Genomic DNA, 15802 nt, shown 5'->3' with positions numbered 1-15802 from the left:
GATCTATTCGCCGATTCATCAGTTGGCCTTGCTGGACATCAGCAAGGATGAAATTCCAACTGACAAAGGCTTTGTGACCCAACGGATGCTCTCGGACGCCAATCTGAGCGAGGAGATCACCTCCTCCACGGTCCTGCGCCAGTATACCGGGAAATATGACTGCCTGGCGGACCTGAGCAACAAGACCTATCCAAGTTTTGAAACTGATCTGGCCGATGCGGCGTGAGGGAGGCAATCATGGATGACCTTATGAAGGACAGAATTGAACAACTCGTTGACTACATAATGAAAAAATGTCTCTGGCAGTTTCATTCCCGCACCTGGGACAGAAAAGATCAAAATGAGGGCGTCCTGACCAAAACAATGCAGTTGTTGTGCGACGAACCCGTCGAACTCGAGACGCCGGCGGACCGGTGTTATTGGGTAGATGCGGTCTGCCTCGCGGAGGCCTACAAAAGTCGCTACCCCTGGCTGTCGACGATGAACAAGGAAGAAATCAAACAACTCATGCACGGGCTTCATGAACGCATGGACTACCTGACCATTACCGGATCGCTCAATCTTGAGCTCACCGATCAGCATTATTAAGAAGGAGCGTTGTCATGCATTGTGAAGTGAAAGAAAAAACACGCAACGGTTGCATCAACCCGATATTCACCTGCCAGCCTTGCGGCGCCCAGTTTGCCAGCATAGGGATCAAGGACTGCATCGGGATTGTTCATGGCGGACAGGGGTGCGTTATGTTTGTTCGCCTGCTGATCTCCCAGCATTTCAAGGAAAGCTTTGAGATTGCCTCGTCTTCGGTGCACGAAGACGGTGCGGTCTTTGGCGCGGTCAAACGGGTCGAGGAAGCGGTGGACGTGCTGTTGATGCGATATCCCGACATAAAAGTGATCCCGATCATCTCGACCTGCTCAACCGAAATCATTGGCGACGACATCGAAGGCGTGGTGACCAAGCTCAACGCCGGGTTGCTCAAGGAAAAATACCCCGGCCGGGAGGTGCATCTCATCCCGATTCACACCCCGAGTTTTGTCGGCAGCATGGTAACCGGCTACGATGTCGCGATTCGCGACTTCATCATCTATTTTGCCAAAAAAACCGAGCCGAGCAAAAAGCTGAACCTGATCACCGGATGGGTCAATCCTGGGGACGTCACCGCGCTCAAACATTTGCTGGAGGAGATGCAGGTCGATGCGACGGTCCTGTTTGAAATCGAAAACTTCGATTCCCCCCTGATGCCCTATGGAAATTTTGTTTCCCACGGGGACACCACGGTTGAAGATCTTGCAGGGACGGCCAACGCCATCGGCACCATTGCCCTGAACCGATACGAGGGCGGCAAGGCGGCCTTGTATCTTGAAAAGGCGTTTGGCGTACCGACAATCATCGGCCCAACCCCCATCGGCATCCGCAATACGGACACCTTTCTGCACAACCTGAAAATAATGACCGGGAAGCCGATCCCGGAATCCTTGGTGCGCGAGCGGGGCATCGCCCTGGACGCCATTACCGACATCGCCCACATGTTCCTAGCCGACAAGAAGGTGGCGATTTATGGGAACCCTGATCTGGCTATTGGCATCGCTGAATTTTGTCTCGATCTTGGGATGAAGCCGGTGCTGTTGCTTCTCGGCGACGACAACACTGGCTACAAAAAGGATCCACGGATCAAGGCGCTGCAGGAAAACGTCGATTTCCCCATGGAGATCATTACCAACGCCGATCTTTGGGACCTGGAAAACAGGATCAAGAACGAGGGGCTGGAACTCGATCTCATTCTCGGTCACTCCAAGGGCAGGTTTTCCGCCATTGACAACAATATCCCCATGGTGCGGGTAGGCTTCCCCACCTACGACCGTGCAGGACTGCATCGTTATCCGGTGGTTGGTTATGCCGGGGCCATGTGGCTGGCGGAACAGATGGCGAACACCATTTTCACTGACATGGAATACAAGAAGAACAAAGAGTGGATTCTCAACGTTTGGTAACGCCTTGGGAGGAACCGCGCTGTGACGCGAGTTCCTCCTGAGGATGGGATAAAACGGCAAACAGCTTCCATCGATTCACAGCATACTCATCAAAAACGGCAACGAGGCGAATATGAAAATCGCTGCATTTGTAAACGACCATCTGGAAGTGACAAGCTTCTATGAAGATGGCGTTGTTTGTCTCTTCGACAACCACTTGGACGGCTGGAATTGCAAACAACAAATCCCCCTTGCAATAACCATGGACATGGGGCTTGCAGAGTTGAAAAAAACATTCAGAAATATTGAAGCGCAATTGGAGAGCTGTGAAGTTTTTTTGATCGCCGCTTCAAAAGGCGTGTTCCATGTCCTTCTCGAAGACAGAGGGTTTCGCACCTGGAAATCGACGGGAACGTTGTTTGAGCAGCTTGACCAGGTCGCCCAAAAAGACGCAGAAAGGGTCGCTGCTGCGAAAGCTCAAGAAGCAGCAAAGGTGCATCAAGGCGCCACTTGCGGAGCGGGTTGCGGACGAGCCCCCAGACGCGCTCTGGTTGCGCAAAGCAAAGGAATGATGACGACTGACCGAACCCTTCCGAAACCGCTTGCAGTGGGGGATATGAGCGACGGCTATTACAGGATCGATCTTGCCGAGATTCTGGATCGCGAGCCGGATCTGAATTCCAAACAGATGCTAATCCCGTTTTTTCAGGAAACCGCTTTCAAAAAACTCGAGGTTCTGTGCGATCATCGCCCCAAATGGTTCGGCAAGGAATTGGGTTCGCTCAATGTTTGCATTGCATCAGAGGGTGTAGCTGATTCTGGTCATGGAATAACCGTAACCATTTGCCCGAACAAATAACTCGAAAGGGAAAACAGACAGCATTGAGCGGGATAATTGCAATAATTGCGACAAAGTCACAGGACGCAACATGAGAGATTTTTATAGCAGATCGTATCAACTGTATTTTGTCTACGGGTCTGATATGCATGTCGAGCAGATAACTTCCCGTTGTCTCAACCCAGAATTCTTTGCAGCGGCGCGGTTGAGCGATCATAGCATGGCGTTTTTTGGACATTCCAAAATCTGGGATGGCGGTGAAGAATGCCTGATCCGCGCGCCTGGAGAAGAAGCGTGGGGGGTAATCTTTAAATTATCTTTTTCTGACGCAGATCGCCTTGACGCTTGGCAGGATGTTCGCCTGGACGGCTGTGGCGCACACTTTCTGTACCCTGACGATGTTGTAGACACCCATGGAAACAGCTACCCGGTTCTCCTGATGAAAAGGAATTTTCTGGGTGAACCAGCGGCGCCGACTGAAGAATATATGCAACATATTATTGCAGGAGCTGCGTTTCACGCGCTGCCTGCAACATACATAAGCGCATTGAAGCGCATCAAGACAAAGAAGGCCAGTTTTCCGGTACCCAAAAAAAGCACATTTGACCGCGCTCTCCTGGCCAATCTGTCGTGTGATTGCGGCGAGGTGTAAATCGGCCGAAGAAAGCCGGGCTGAACGCCCCTATCGAAACAGCAATACAATACATCAAGGAGTCATTATGCAGGAAGCAAAGAACGGAAACCCCCATGGCTGCCCGATGCGGCGCAAAGATCGGGAAATTACAGACCGCGCCGAGATCGATGCAATCCTCGGCGCAACGCATCTCATGCGCATAGCTTTGGTCGATGGCGACACGCCCTTCCTCGTCCCGGTTTTCTATGCCTTTGACGGCACAGCGATCTATTTCCACTCGGCGCAGGCGGGCACGAAAATCGACATCATGAAACGCAACAACAAGGTCTGTTTTGAGATAAGCATCGATCATGGGATTGTCGGAAATGATGTGGCCTGTGATTTTGAAGCGCAGCATCGCACCGTTATCGGATTTGGCAAGGTCGCTTTTGTGACTGACGATGCGGAAAAAATTAATGCCCTTGATAGGATTGTCGCACACTTCTCTGAGAAGAAGTTCGAATATCCCAAAGCGAATCTCAGCCGGACTGTTGTTATCCGCATCGACATCGAATCAATCAAAGGCAAAAAACACGGCTTCTGCTGAGTTGGCGCACCCTGGCAATCTGCACAGCCACAGGACAAATCCCTTGGAGGCTCTTGCAAAAGTCTCAAGTTGCCCCAGCAGTTTGCAGCAAAACGACAAGCGATGTGATTTTCACAATGGAAACGGAATAACGCCGCAACAAAAACGCCGCAATCGGCATCCCGATTGCGGCGTTGCGGTATTCAGGCGGTAGGCGGCGACCGATCAGCAGCCTGTCTTCAATACAAGGTCACCTTGCCGTCGTCGAGATCGTACTTGGCGGCAACAATGGTGATCTTTTTCTCCTCGGCCAGATGCTTGAGAAGAGCTGAACTTTTGGTCAGGTTGGCGGCAATGGATTTGGCATTGGCGTCGATCACGCATTCCACAAATTCCTTTTTCTTGGTCTCCGCGCAATCCTTGTCGTCCTTGCACACCGCACAGTCGTGAGCCGCCGCTTCCACGTTCGGCTTGATGGTTGTAACGATGGCGTCAATATTGGGGCTGCCGGTGCTCTTGTCCTTGGCGTCGACCGTGGCGGTGACCGCGCCGCAGCGTTCGTGGCCCAGCACCATGATCAGCGGCGAGCCCAAGTGCTCGGCGGCGTACTCGATGCTGCCCAGCACCACCGGATCGGGCACGTTGCCGGCCACGCGGATGACAAAAAGCTCACCCAGTCCCTTGTTGAAAATAATCTCCGGCGGCACGCGGGAATCCGAGCAGGTCAGCACAATGGCGTAGGGTTTCTGCGAACTGGCCAAGGCCGTGCGGGCCGCTGATGTGGACTGTTCCTGGAGATGCCCCAGATTCATTTCCACAGAGTTCTTGTTGCCGTCCATCAGTTTCTGCAGCGCCTGCTCGGCGGTGATCCCCGACCCTGCGTCGGTGTTGGCCTGGAGCTGGCCTCCGGCAAACAGCAGACCGCAACACAACGTTGCCGCAGCCAACAACATCTTGGTTTTTCCTGTACGCGCTTTCATGTGGTGTTTTCCCTCCTTTTTGTGGTGCTTTGATGAAAAAGGCCGCCAGCGGAACAAGGTCCCCCAACACTCTTCCCCGACAACCGATGACTCAACCATCAACAAAACCGCCGCACCCTTTCCATCTGTGATGCGACTTGACCCTGCTGCACATTGTAGCATACAGCGTTGGAAATTCTCTCATAAAAACAACAATCGACAGCGTGATGGCCGGACCTCGCCGGCGGGTCAGTCGATCACGCTGATCTTGTTCAGGCGGCGTGCTGGGTTGTTTCGCTGATGGCGTCAGCCAGTTCCCGCAACAGGGGAATGTTGGGATGTCCGTCTGCCTCGGCCCGGGCGATGTTGTCGCGAAAATCCCCTCCGTTGGACCGGGCGCCTTCGGCAAGCAGCGTGCGAATCTTTTGCTCCGCCTGGGGATACTCGGCTGGGAAGTGGGCCAGACAGCAGAACCAGAGCTCAAGTTGCAACGCAAACCCGGAAGGATTCAGGGAGAAGGCTCGCTTTAGCAGTTCCTTGCCCCGTGCTTGCTCTCCCTGCGCCAGGAGGAATTGGCAATAGTTGCCGGTGTGGTTGGCATCGTTTGGAGCAAGCTCCAACGCCTTTTTATATAGGCGCTCCGCTCCATTGTAGTCCTTGCGGATATTACAGAGAAAAATTGCGTAGTTGCCGGTGCGGTTGGCATCGTTTGGGTCAAGCTCCAAAGCCTTTTTATAGAACTGCTCCGCTCCATCGTAGTCCTTACGGATCTCATTGAGAAAGACGGCGTAGTTGCCAGTGTGGGTGGAATGGTCTGGAGCAAGCTCCAACGCCTTTTTATAGAACCGCTCCGCTCCATCGTAGTCCTTGCGGATACCATAGAGAAAGACGGCGTAGTTACCGGCGTGTCTACCATCGTTTGGAGCAAGCTCCAACGCCTTCTTATGAAATCGCTCCGCCGTATCGTAATCTTTTCGAATATCTTTGAGAAAAATTGCGTAGGTGCCAGCAAGCTCCGCATTGCTAGGCAACGCGGCCAAAGCCTTCCGGTAGATGGCATCTCGTTTGTCCGGGTCTTTCTCTCCTTGGGCGCGCATCTCCCAGGTCCACCAGTTGAAATCGTTTTTCAACGTATCGGTCATATCCTGCTTCAGGTGGCTCTCGTTCGCCTCCAGGCCGTTTCCGGCATGCGCCTGCTGGATCTGCTCGGCCTGCTGGCGGAGCTTTTCAGCTCGTTGTTTCCCCAACTGTTCCACTCCGTTGCAATGACCGGCCAGATCAAAGTCCGGAACCAGGGTTTGCATCAGGGGGAACATGAACTCGTCGAATCCTTCAATGGTGCAGACCACGCCCCGATGTATCTCCAGAAATGTCTGCACGGTCTCTGACAAAACGGTGTCTTTGCGTTTGCACCAGATGGGCCGGCCGAGTATGGCGCCCTGCGGCAAATTGTTGAGAAAGCCCATCAGGCTGCCGTCGTTGCCGCCGTAGCCGATGAACAGCGGGGTGAAATTTTGGAACAATTGCTTTAAGGCGTCTGCCCAGCCTTGAGCCAGACAGCCCACGCCCTGGGCGTCGTTTTTGGGATGGAGCATAAGGTCGCGGTGGATCTTGGCCACCAGGGGGCGGCGCAGCCGGGGCCGGGCGAATCCGGCCAAGGATTCGTGGCCGACGATAAGCGGCGGCTTGCGGTTGTGGATGGACAGGGCGTCGGCCACCAGATTGTCGAAATTGGTGGTCACCACCACCTTGTGCCGCGTCTTGTCGATGATTTCCGCCAACAGCGAATAGCCCAGATAGGGCTCCGCACGCTCCATCAGTTGCTCCAGGGCCGCAAACCCGGAATCTGGATCGTTGCCGAAGCATTTTTCAAAAATCTGCGGATAATACTGAGCGATGTTCTCAATGGTCAGCCCGTCAATGCTCGGCTGACCGGATGCAACCCACGCTTCGAGAGCCTGACCATCTAAACAATGGCGGCCATGCATTTCCTTGAGCCACCCCGTTGCCAGGGTCATGCCGGCGGGGATGCCGGAAGTGACCGAAGCGCCCGCCCCCAGCACAAAGGCCAGCGAACGGTCGGGCATGTCGGCGTCAATCTGCTTGATTGCAGCCAACACTCCTTTGGATGTCCATTCTTCACAAGGCGTCATCGTCGCATTCGCTTCCCGTGGCGGTGAGAGTCGGAGAAAACCTTTCCCGGATTACAACCTTGCAATCGGGACGGGCATTTGCCCCCTACCCCTACAATCAATCGAAGATTTGTTCAACAACATCGTGCTATTGAGAAGAACCCCCCGCAGACAGAGATGCGCGGGCGAGGAACGGGGAGAGAACGGGGGAAGAGCTGAGACGGCCTCAATCCCCAGGCGGGTAATGAATCGCCAGCCACACCGACGGCTGGGCGGGATCGGTCCAGTTGACGCGGTGGCGACGGTGGGCGGCGATGTTGACCCAATCGCCTGGCCCAAGCCGACGCGGCGCGGCTTCATCTTCAAATTGCAGCTCGGCAGCGCCAGAGAGCAGCACCACCCACTCGGCCAGTTCCTGGTCGTACCAGAACCCCGGCGGGCTGGCCTGTCCGGTGGAGACGATCCGTTCCACCCGCACCGCCGCATCGCACACCAGCTGGTCCATCCATTCTTCCGGCCCTGCGGCCGCCTCAAGCCCTGCAAAAAGATTGCCTGCCATCCTCGCCTCCTTGATTGACACGCCGCCAGCCCTGCCTGGAGCCGGCAGATTTGCCCCTGAACCGCGCCTTTTCACCCCACCCGCGCGACATCGACCTCCACCGACAGGGTGTGGACGCCGCCGCCCATGACCACGCCTTTGACCGGGGCGACGTCGCTGTAATCCCGGCCCCAGGCCAGGGTGACGTGCGACTCGCCGGCCAGGACGTTGTTGGTCGGGTCGAGATCCACCCAGCCCTCGTCGGGCACATACAGGGCCACCCAGGCGTGGGAGGCGTCGGCCCCGACCAGCTTGATTTTGCCCGGCGGCGGCAGGGTCTCCAGATAGCCGCTGACGTAGCGCGCCGCCAAGCCCAGCGAGCGCAGGCAGGCAATGGCCAGATGGGAGAAATCCTGGCACACGCCCCGGCGGGTGGCCAGCACCTGAGTCACCGGGGTGTCGACCGTGCTGGCCGATTTGTCGTAGGCAAACTCGTTGAAAATCCGGCCCATCAGATCTAACCCGCCCTCAAGCACCGGCCTGCCGGGCGGAAAGGAGATGCGCGCATAGTCAAGGATGGCGGGGTTGATCGAGATCATCGGGCTGGGAAACACGAACTGCGAGGCGTCCAGTTCCTCAGGCTGCAGGTGCGCAACCAGCCGCTGCACCGCCGTCTCCCAGGGCAGGGTCGCGGCGGCGTCCGGGTTCTGCGCCCGACCGGTGCGGACAATGCTGACCGCAGTCAACGACAGGGCCTTGTGGGGCTGCTGCACCATGAACACGTGGGCGATGTTGTCGAAATAATCGATGCGACGGTGCAGGTACTGGGGTTGGGGATCAAAGACCAACTCAGCCTGCAGCACCTGCTGACGGGCGGTGGCCCGGGGGGTTAAAAAAAGCTCGTTCTGCGACAGCGAAGCCGGCTCCGAATACTGGTAGGCGGTGGTGTGGGTGATGCGGTATTTCATGGCTCGCGCTCGCCCAACCGCACCGAGAAATGGGGCGTGGCCGTGACCCTGCTCAGGTAATGGGCGCTGACTTGCTGGGCGAATTCGAGCAGGCGGGCCTCCATGGTTTCCAGGAAGGTGTTCAGCGGCGCCTCGTTCTCGGCGCTGCCGCTGCTGCAGGCCAGACCGGTGAGATCGAGCAGGCGGATGGCGGTGAGCATCGACAGGCTCATCCGTTCCTCGGCGCTGGCAAAACGGCGCTCGTTCTGGCGGGGCAGATCCTCGACGTGGGCGGCCAGCTGGCTGAACTGGAAGGCCAGCGATTTGGGATTGGACTCGTCGAGCAGCAGCAGATCGAGCACCGGGGCCAACTGAAAGGCGGTGCGGTAGCGGGCCCGGTAGGTCATGATGCTGTCGGACACCTCAAGCAGGGCCTCAAGCGCGTTCTGGGAAACCGCGCAGACCCGCGGCAGCCCCTCCCGGAGCAGGCTGATCTGGTGCAGCCCGCGCTCGATCCGGCGGCCCATGTCCATGAACCGCCAGCCCAGGCTGCGGGTCATGCCTTCCATGGCGAGCCCGCTGAAGGCGCTCAGGGTGAACAGGGTGTTGTCGAGCTGATCCTGCGGGTCGGCGGCCGGGTTGTCGCCGAATTCGTCCAGCCGGTTGATCACCCGCCAGGAATCGCGACTGAGCCGGTCGCGGACATTGCGGGCCGCGTCCTGCACCCGCTTGAGAATGGCGATGACGCTCTCCGGCCGATCCTCCTGATACAGGGCCGCAAACAACTGCGCCTCCAATTCCTGGGAGGAATAGCCGCCCTCCTCCGGAAGCGCGGGGATGGCGTGGCCGGCCCGGAGCAGATTGAGCAGAAATTCCAGCTCCGGGATGTCCTCGGGCCGAGCCTCGCTGGAGAGGCGGCGGAACACCGAGCGCAGCAGCCGGATCAGCCCCTCGGCCCGCTCCAGATAACGGCCCAGCCAGAGCAGATGATCGGCCACCCGGCTGGGCAGGTCGCTGGAACGCCGGACCTCGGCCACGGCATGCAGCCCGCCGAGCATGCTGAAGGGTTCCACCGGCTGGTCGGAGAGCACCCAGATGTCCTTGCTCTGCAGCCGTTCCGGGACGCCGGCGAGCAGCGCCTCGGTGTCGGCGGCAGTGATCGCCAGACCGCCGGGCATGACCGCAAATCCTTCCTCAGTGGCGCAGGCAAAGACGCGCAGCAGCGCGGGCCGGGCGTGAATCCGTCCACCCTCCCAGACCGGAACCGTGGACGGACGCACCGGTTCCCAGGCCATAAAGGCAAACGGGGCAGAATGAATGGCCGCCAGCAGATCGGAATCAAACGGCGTTGAACGGTCAAGGGCCGGGGCAATGATCAGCTGATTGAGCTGGGCCCTGGCGCGCCGCTCTCCCTCCGCATGCCCGCACCACCAGGCCGGATGGTTTTCCAGCAGCAAGTCCTCGCCCATGAGCGAGCGGCAGAGTTCGGGCAGAAACACCGGCAACACCGGGGTTTCGGCAAAACCGGCGCCAATGGGGTTGGCAATGTCGATGTTCTGCTCGCGCGCCACCTGGATCAGGCCGGCGACGCCGGCGGAGGTTTCCCGGCGCAGGGCAAAGGGATCGCTCTGCTGATCGCTGATGTGGCGGAAAATGGTGTCCACCGGCTCCAGTCCGGCCAGTTTTTTAAGATACACCCGGCCGTTGCGCACGGTCAGATCCTGCCCTTCGACCAGCGGATAGCCCAGGTAGCGCGACAGCAGCGCCTGCTCGAAGTAGATGGGGCTGTCCGGTCCCGGCGAAAGCAGGACGATGTTGGGATCTTCCCGCCGCAGGGCCGAGCGTTGGGTCAGCCCGGTGTGCAGGGTCTGGAAAAACGGGGCCAGCCGCCGGATCTGGGTGTGCTGATACAGCTCGGGAAACATCCGCGAAATCACGATCCGGTTTTCCAGGGCATAGCCCAACCCGACCGGACTGGCGCTGTAATCGCGCAGCACCCGGAAATTGCCGTCCGGACCCCGGTAGAGATCAGCCGCATACAAGGTCAGATAACGGCCGCAGGACGGGCGGACATTATGGCAGGTGTGGAGGAAATGGGGATTGGCAAAGACCAGCTGCGAGGGCAGCCGGCCGGTTTTCAACAAGTCCTGGGGGCCGTAGACGTCGGCAAGAATCTGTTCCAGCAGTCGGGCCCGCTGGATCAGCCCGGTCTCCAGCCGGCTCCATTCCCGCACGGTCAGGGGCAGCGGAATCTGCTCCAGGGCCCAGGGCGTGCCCCGGCCGTCCGGCGCGTCAAAGGGGTTGTAGGTGGCGCCGTCCTCATGGCGCATGCGCTTGACCCGCTCCTGCCGTTGCCCCAGCAGTTCAGGCCCGGCGGCGTTGACGGCGGCGACGATGGACTGCCAGTGGGCGCGCGGCTGACCGCAGCCGGCAAAGGCCTCGCAATACACGCCGTCCGGGCAGACCACCCCGTCAAACAGAGAGGCGGAGCCATTGCCCGGCCGTTGCGGATCGGCGAACTGGGTCGTGTTCATGGCAGCGGACCGGCTTGGTTGATCTCGCGAACCAAAGCGTCAGGGAGCATTCTGGACCAATTCGACACGTTCACCGCCGCAGATCGAGGGTGTAAGGAAACGAGGGATTGTTTTCCTGGGGGGGCAGCGGCCGGTTCCCGCCCGGGGTGTGGCCGTGGGGGATGAAACGGGCGTGTCTGCGGCCCTCGGCCTCGTAGCTGTTGACCGGCAGCACTTCGTGGCTGCGGCCGCCCGGATGTCCCACGTGATAGGTGCAGCCGGCCACTGCCCGGCCCGTCCAGGAGTCAAACAGATCGATGGTCAGCGGGGCGTGGACCCCGATGGTCGGATGCAGGCAGGACGGCGGTTGCCAGGCCCGGAAACGGACCCCGCCGATAAAAACGCCCCGGGTGGTTGTCGGCTGCAGGGGCACGCGGCGGCCGTTGCAGATCAGCAGATAACGCTCGTCCGTCATGCCCGAGATTTTGATCTGAATCCGCTCCACCGAACTGTCGACGTAGCGCACCGTGCCGCCGCCGCCCGGTTCCTCGCCCAGCACATGCCAGGGTTCCAGGGCCTGGCGCAGCTCGATCTCCATGCCCTGGGACTCGATCCGCCCGTGGATGGGGAAGCGGAACTCGAAATGGGGGTGGAAAAAATCCATGGACAGGGGAAAGCCGGCCTCGGTGAGGATCGCCAGCACATCGGCCAGATCGTCGCCCACCGGCTGGGGCAGCATGAAACGGTCGTGGAGGCTCGTGCCCCAGCGCACCAGGGGCTGACGATAGGGCGTCTTCCAAAACCAGGCCACGCAGATGCGCAGCAGCAACTGCTGGGCCAAGCTCATGCGGGCGTGCGGCGGCATCTCAAAGGCGCGGAACTCGAGCAGTCCCAGGCGGCCGGCGCTGCTGTCCGGCGAATAGAGCTTGTCGATGCAAAACTCGGCCCGGTGGGTGTTGCCGCTGACGTCCACCAGCAGATGGCGGAACAACCGGTCCACCAGCCAGGGCGGACAGGGCTTGCCGGGGCCGGTCTGCCGGTCCAGCTCGGCAAAGGCGATCTCCAGCTCGTACAAACTGTCGTGGCGGGCTTCGTCGATGCGCGGCTGCTGGCTGGTCGGGCCGATGAACAAACCGGAAAACAGGAACGACAGCGAGGGATGATTGTTCCAGAAACTGAGGAAGCTGCGCAGCAGATCGGGCCGGCGGAGAAAGGGGCTGTCCGCGGGCTCGGCGCCGCCGACCACAATATGGTTGCCGCCGCCGGTGCCGGTCTGCCGGCCGTCGACCAGAAATTTTTCCGTGGCCAGGCGCGATTGCCGGGCCGTCTCGTAAAGGGCGGTGGTGCAGTCCACCATCTGCCGCCAGCTGTGCATCGGCTGAATGTTGACCTCAATCACGCCAGGGTCCGGGGTGATCTTCAAACATTCCAAGCGGGGATCAGCCGGCGGGGTGTAGCCTTCGATCACCACCGGCATCCCGGTTTGCCGGGCGCTGGCCTCGACTGCGGCCACCAGTTCCAGGTAGCCTTCAAGCTTGACGATCGGCGGCATGAACACATGCAGCCTCCCCTCGCGCGGCTGCACGCACAGGGCGGTGCGCACGATCCAGGCGGCCGATTCGCCGGGAGCGAGCTGCGGGTCGGCATAGGGCGCGGGCTGGGTGCGCACGCCCTTGCCGGCAGCTTCTCCCGGCGCTTCCGACGCTTCCGGCTCTCCCTGCAGCGAAGGCTGGGCCGCGTGGAAATCGGGCAGCGGGTCGCGTTCGGCCAGGGGATCAAGCGGATAATCGACCGGGAAGTCAGCCTTGGACACCCAGGGCAGCGATTCCAGGGGCAGACGCAGGCCCGCCGGCGAATCGCCGGGCAGCAGGAACAGGTGGTCGCCGCGCAACGGCCAGGGGCCGCTTTTCCAGGAACCGTGCTGCAACGGCAACACATACCCCACCACCGCGCCCAGGCCGCGTTCAAAGGCGCGGGCCATGCGGACCCGGGCCTCAACGTCCTCCAGTCGGGGATCGGTGGGGTCGATATTCACCGGCAACCGCTGTTCCTTGTAGAGGTAGTAAAAAATATCCTCAAAGCTTTCGCGGATAAAGTCCTGGCTCACGCCCAGCTGGTCGGCCAGGGTCTCGATGAACAGCTTGGCCTCGGCCGCGCCGAAACCATAGTCTTTGGAAAGATCCGCCAACCATTGGTCGTCGGTCCACACCGGAACCCCGTCGCGCCGCCAGTAACAGCCCAGGGCCCAGCGCGGCAGGGATTCGCCCGGATACCACTTGCCCTGGCCGCAGTGGAGCAGACTCCCCTGTGCCCATTGATGGCGCAATCCGTGCATCAGCCGCTGGGACAACTGCAGCTTCTCCTCGCCCAGGGCGTCGGTGTTCCACTGGGGATGGTCCATGTCGTCAATGCCGACAAAGGTCGGCTCGCCGCCCATGGTCAGGCGCACGTCCTCGGCCTCCAAAATCTGATCCACCCGGTCGCCCAGGGCCACAATCCGCTCCCAGACCTCCTCGGGATAGGGCCGGGTGGAACGCGGTTCCTCGCGGATGCGGCGCACGCTCATCTGATGGTCAAACTCGACCTCGCACAACTCCAGCGCCCCGGTGATCGGGGCCGCGCTCTGCGGTTCGGGCGAGCAGGCCAGGGGGATGTGGCCCTCGCCGGCAAAGAGCCCGGAGGTGGGGTCCATGCCCACCCAACCGGCGCCGGGCAAATACACCTCGGTCCAGGCGTGGAGATCGGTGAAATCGGCAGCCGGTCCCGACGGCCCGTCGAGCGATTTAACGTCCGGCGCCAGTTGGATCAGGTAGCCGGAGACAAACCGCGCCGCCAGCCCCAGATGGCGGAGGATATTGACCAGCAGCCAGGCCGAATCGCGGCAGGAACCGCTGCTAGAGGCGAGGGTCTGCTCGCAGCTCTGCACATTGGGTTCCATGCGGATCAGGTAGCGGATATCCTGGCTCAGCCGCATATTGAGGGCCACGAAAAAATCAATGGTCCGCTGCGGACTGCGGTCGATCTCCTTGAGATACGCGCTCAACCGGGGGCCCGCCGGTTCGCGGACCAGATAAGGCCCCAGCTCGATTTTCAGCGCCGGATCATAGACAAAGGGAAAGCTCTCGGCCGTGGGTTCCAGAAAAAAATCAAAGGGGTTGATGACGATCATCTCGGCAATCAGATCCACCTCCACCGCAAAGGCGTCGGTTTTTTCCGGGAAGACCAGCCGGCCGAGGTAGTTGCTGAACGGGTCCTGTTGCCAGTTGAGAAAATGGCCCTTGGGGGTGACCGTCATCGAATAGCTGAGGATCGGGGTGCGGCTGTGGGGAGCCGGACGCAGCCGCACCACCTGCGGAGACAGGGTGATGGGACGGTCGTAGCGGTAGGTGGTGCGATGGTTCAGGGCAACATGGATTCCCACGGGCGTTCCTTTGCAGCAACAGGGATCAAGCCGCCGTGATCGGCAACGGCCATGCCCCTTGGTTAAAGTCAAAAATTCATCCCGACGAACACGGGGCGTGACGCGCACGGCACAACCTCGTCGAGGGCGGAGGGGAGAACATTTCGAGCCAAGCGAGCAATCTCAGACCATTATGAGATTGCGCCTCGCCGGCGCTCGTCGAAAAACACAAACCGCAACCCATAGCCTGGATGCAGTGCAACGGAATCCGGGAACAGGTCGAAGCAGACCCCGGATTCCGCAAGCTGCGTAACAACAACCGCCCTACTGCTGACCAGCCGACGCTTCCGCCAGGGGCTTGAGATTGAAAAAGGTGGCGCCAATGGCGCCGCCCACCTGGTTGAGCCGGGTCTGGAGATTGTCCAGGTACTCGTGCATCCCCTGGTTAATGACGTCGTCGATGTCGGTGTACTCCAGATCGGCCTTGAGGCGGCCAAGCAACTTCTCCGCCGGGTTCGAGCCGGCGCCGTTGGCCGATCCGTTCATGATCCGCTCCAGACAGATCTGCGCCTTGTTGACGCAGTGGCGGATCGAACGCGGGAACTGGTTGTCAAAGATGAGAAAGCTCGCCACCATCCGCGGGTTGATCAGATGATGTTCCTTGCGGTACATTTCAAAGGCGCTGGCCGATTTCAATACCGCCGTCCACTGGATGTTGTCAATGGGCGTGTTGATCAGGTCGGCCTCGGGCAGGAGCATGAAATACTTGACGTCGAGGATGCGCGAGGTCTTGTCGGCGCGCTCCATCATCATGCCAATGCGGGCAAAATTCCAGGCCTCGCCGTGGCTCATAGTCGAATCCAGCAGGCCAGTGAACAGGTGGCTGCGCATCTGGATGATCTTGAAAAATTTATGCGGGGCCTGCAGGGCCATGGGCTGAAACCGGGGATCCGCCAGTTCCAGGTAAAAGGTGTTGAGGTGCTCCCACATCTCCGAGCTGATGATCTCGCGGATGGAGCGGCCGTTTTCCCGGGCCGCCGCCAGGCAGGAGAGGATCGAGTTGGGGTAGCGGCGGTCAAAGGTGAGAAAGTTGATCACCGCCTCCTGGGTGTAGTCGGGATAATGTTCCTCGAACAGCTCCTGGTCGCCGGTGATCAGCACCAGCGGTTCCCAGTGTTTGCCCCGCTCCGAGGGTAGGTCGAGCAGTAGGTTGAGGTTGACGCTGATAAAGCGGGCAACGTTTTCCGCCCGTTCGATGTATCGGCACATCCAATAGATTGAGTTGGCCACGCGGCTGAGCATTTTG

General features: G+C 59.7%; 12 protein-coding genes and 1 pseudogene. 6 read left to right on the top strand and 7 right to left on the bottom strand.

Going from position 1 to position 15802, the window contains the following annotated elements; all coding sequences use genetic code 11:
• From RCH93_RS13265 to RCH93_RS13240, 6 genes and pseudogenes are all read left to right on the top strand, one after another.
• A pseudogene (locus RCH93_RS13265) lies at window positions 1–226 on the top strand (nitrogenase iron-iron protein, alpha chain); the annotation flags it as partial.
• Between the two features lie 11 nt (window positions 227–237).
• Complete coding sequence (anfG, locus tag RCH93_RS13260; protein ID WP_306548897.1) at window positions 238–588, top strand: Fe-only nitrogenase subunit delta; 351 nt, start codon at window positions 238–240, stop codon at window positions 586–588.
• A gap of 14 nt (window positions 589–602) precedes the next feature.
• Window positions 603–1991, top strand: coding sequence for a Fe-only nitrogenase subunit beta (gene anfK, locus RCH93_RS13255; RefSeq protein WP_306548896.1), 1389 nt, complete (start codon window positions 603–605; stop codon window positions 1989–1991).
• 112 nt (window positions 1992–2103) lie between these two features.
• Window positions 2104–2829 carry a Fe-only nitrogenase accessory protein AnfO gene (gene anfO, locus RCH93_RS13250; protein WP_306548895.1) on the top strand — a complete coding sequence of 242 codons (726 nt, stop codon included), beginning with the start codon at window positions 2104–2106 and terminating at the stop codon, window positions 2827–2829.
• Window positions 2830–2899: 70 nt separating this feature from the next.
• The gene (locus RCH93_RS13245; RefSeq protein ID WP_306548894.1) at window positions 2900–3460 is read left to right on the top strand and encodes a gamma-glutamylcyclotransferase family protein; all 561 of its coding nucleotides are present in this window, start codon (window positions 2900–2902) and stop codon (window positions 3458–3460) included.
• Between the two features lie 67 nt (window positions 3461–3527).
• Window positions 3528–4028, top strand: coding sequence for a pyridoxamine 5'-phosphate oxidase family protein (locus tag RCH93_RS13240; protein WP_306548893.1), 501 nt, complete (start codon window positions 3528–3530; stop codon window positions 4026–4028).
• Window positions 4029–4246: 218 nt separating this feature from the next.
• Here the strand turns inward: RCH93_RS13240 and RCH93_RS13235 are convergent, their stop codons facing one another.
• The 7 genes from RCH93_RS13235 to RCH93_RS13205 form a co-directional block, all read right to left on the bottom strand.
• The gene (locus RCH93_RS13235) at window positions 4247–4987 is read right to left on the bottom strand and encodes a carbonic anhydrase (RefSeq protein ID WP_306548892.1); all 741 of its coding nucleotides are present in this window, start codon (window positions 4985–4987) and stop codon (window positions 4247–4249) included.
• Window positions 4988–5238: 251 nt separating this feature from the next.
• Window positions 5239–7083, bottom strand: coding sequence for an SIR2 family protein (locus RCH93_RS13230; RefSeq protein WP_306548891.1), 1845 nt, complete (start codon window positions 7081–7083; stop codon window positions 5239–5241).
• Window positions 7084–7324: 241 nt separating this feature from the next.
• Window positions 7325–7657 (bottom strand): cupin domain-containing protein, encoded by a 333-nt coding sequence (locus tag RCH93_RS13225; RefSeq protein WP_306548890.1) that lies wholly within the window; start codon window positions 7655–7657, stop codon window positions 7325–7327.
• A gap of 71 nt (window positions 7658–7728) precedes the next feature.
• The gene (locus RCH93_RS13220) at window positions 7729–8604 is read right to left on the bottom strand and encodes a transglutaminase family protein (RefSeq protein WP_306548889.1); all 876 of its coding nucleotides are present in this window, start codon (window positions 8602–8604) and stop codon (window positions 7729–7731) included.
• Window positions 8601–11117, bottom strand: coding sequence for a circularly permuted type 2 ATP-grasp protein (locus tag RCH93_RS13215; RefSeq protein ID WP_306548888.1), 2517 nt, complete (start codon window positions 11115–11117; stop codon window positions 8601–8603). Before RCH93_RS13215 ends, RCH93_RS13220 begins: the two co-directional genes overlap by 4 nt.
• Before the next feature lie 70 nt (window positions 11118–11187).
• Window positions 11188–14517 carry a DUF2126 domain-containing protein gene (locus RCH93_RS13210; protein WP_306548887.1) on the bottom strand — a complete coding sequence of 1110 codons (3330 nt, stop codon included), beginning with the start codon at window positions 14515–14517 and terminating at the stop codon, window positions 11188–11190.
• A gap of 303 nt (window positions 14518–14820) precedes the next feature.
• Window positions 14821–15798, bottom strand: a complete 978-nt coding sequence (locus RCH93_RS13205; protein WP_306548886.1) for an alpha-E domain-containing protein — start codon at window positions 15796–15798, stop codon at window positions 14821–14823.
• Window positions 15799–15802: the final 4 nt, after the last annotated feature.

This window comes from Desulfobulbus sp. (assembly GCF_030824455.1).
Taxonomy (GTDB): Bacteria; Desulfobacterota; Desulfobulbia; order Desulfobulbales; family Desulfobulbaceae; genus Desulfobulbus.
Note: the sequence above shows the minus strand (reverse complement) of the source record. Positions and strands in the feature narration are given on the sequence as shown.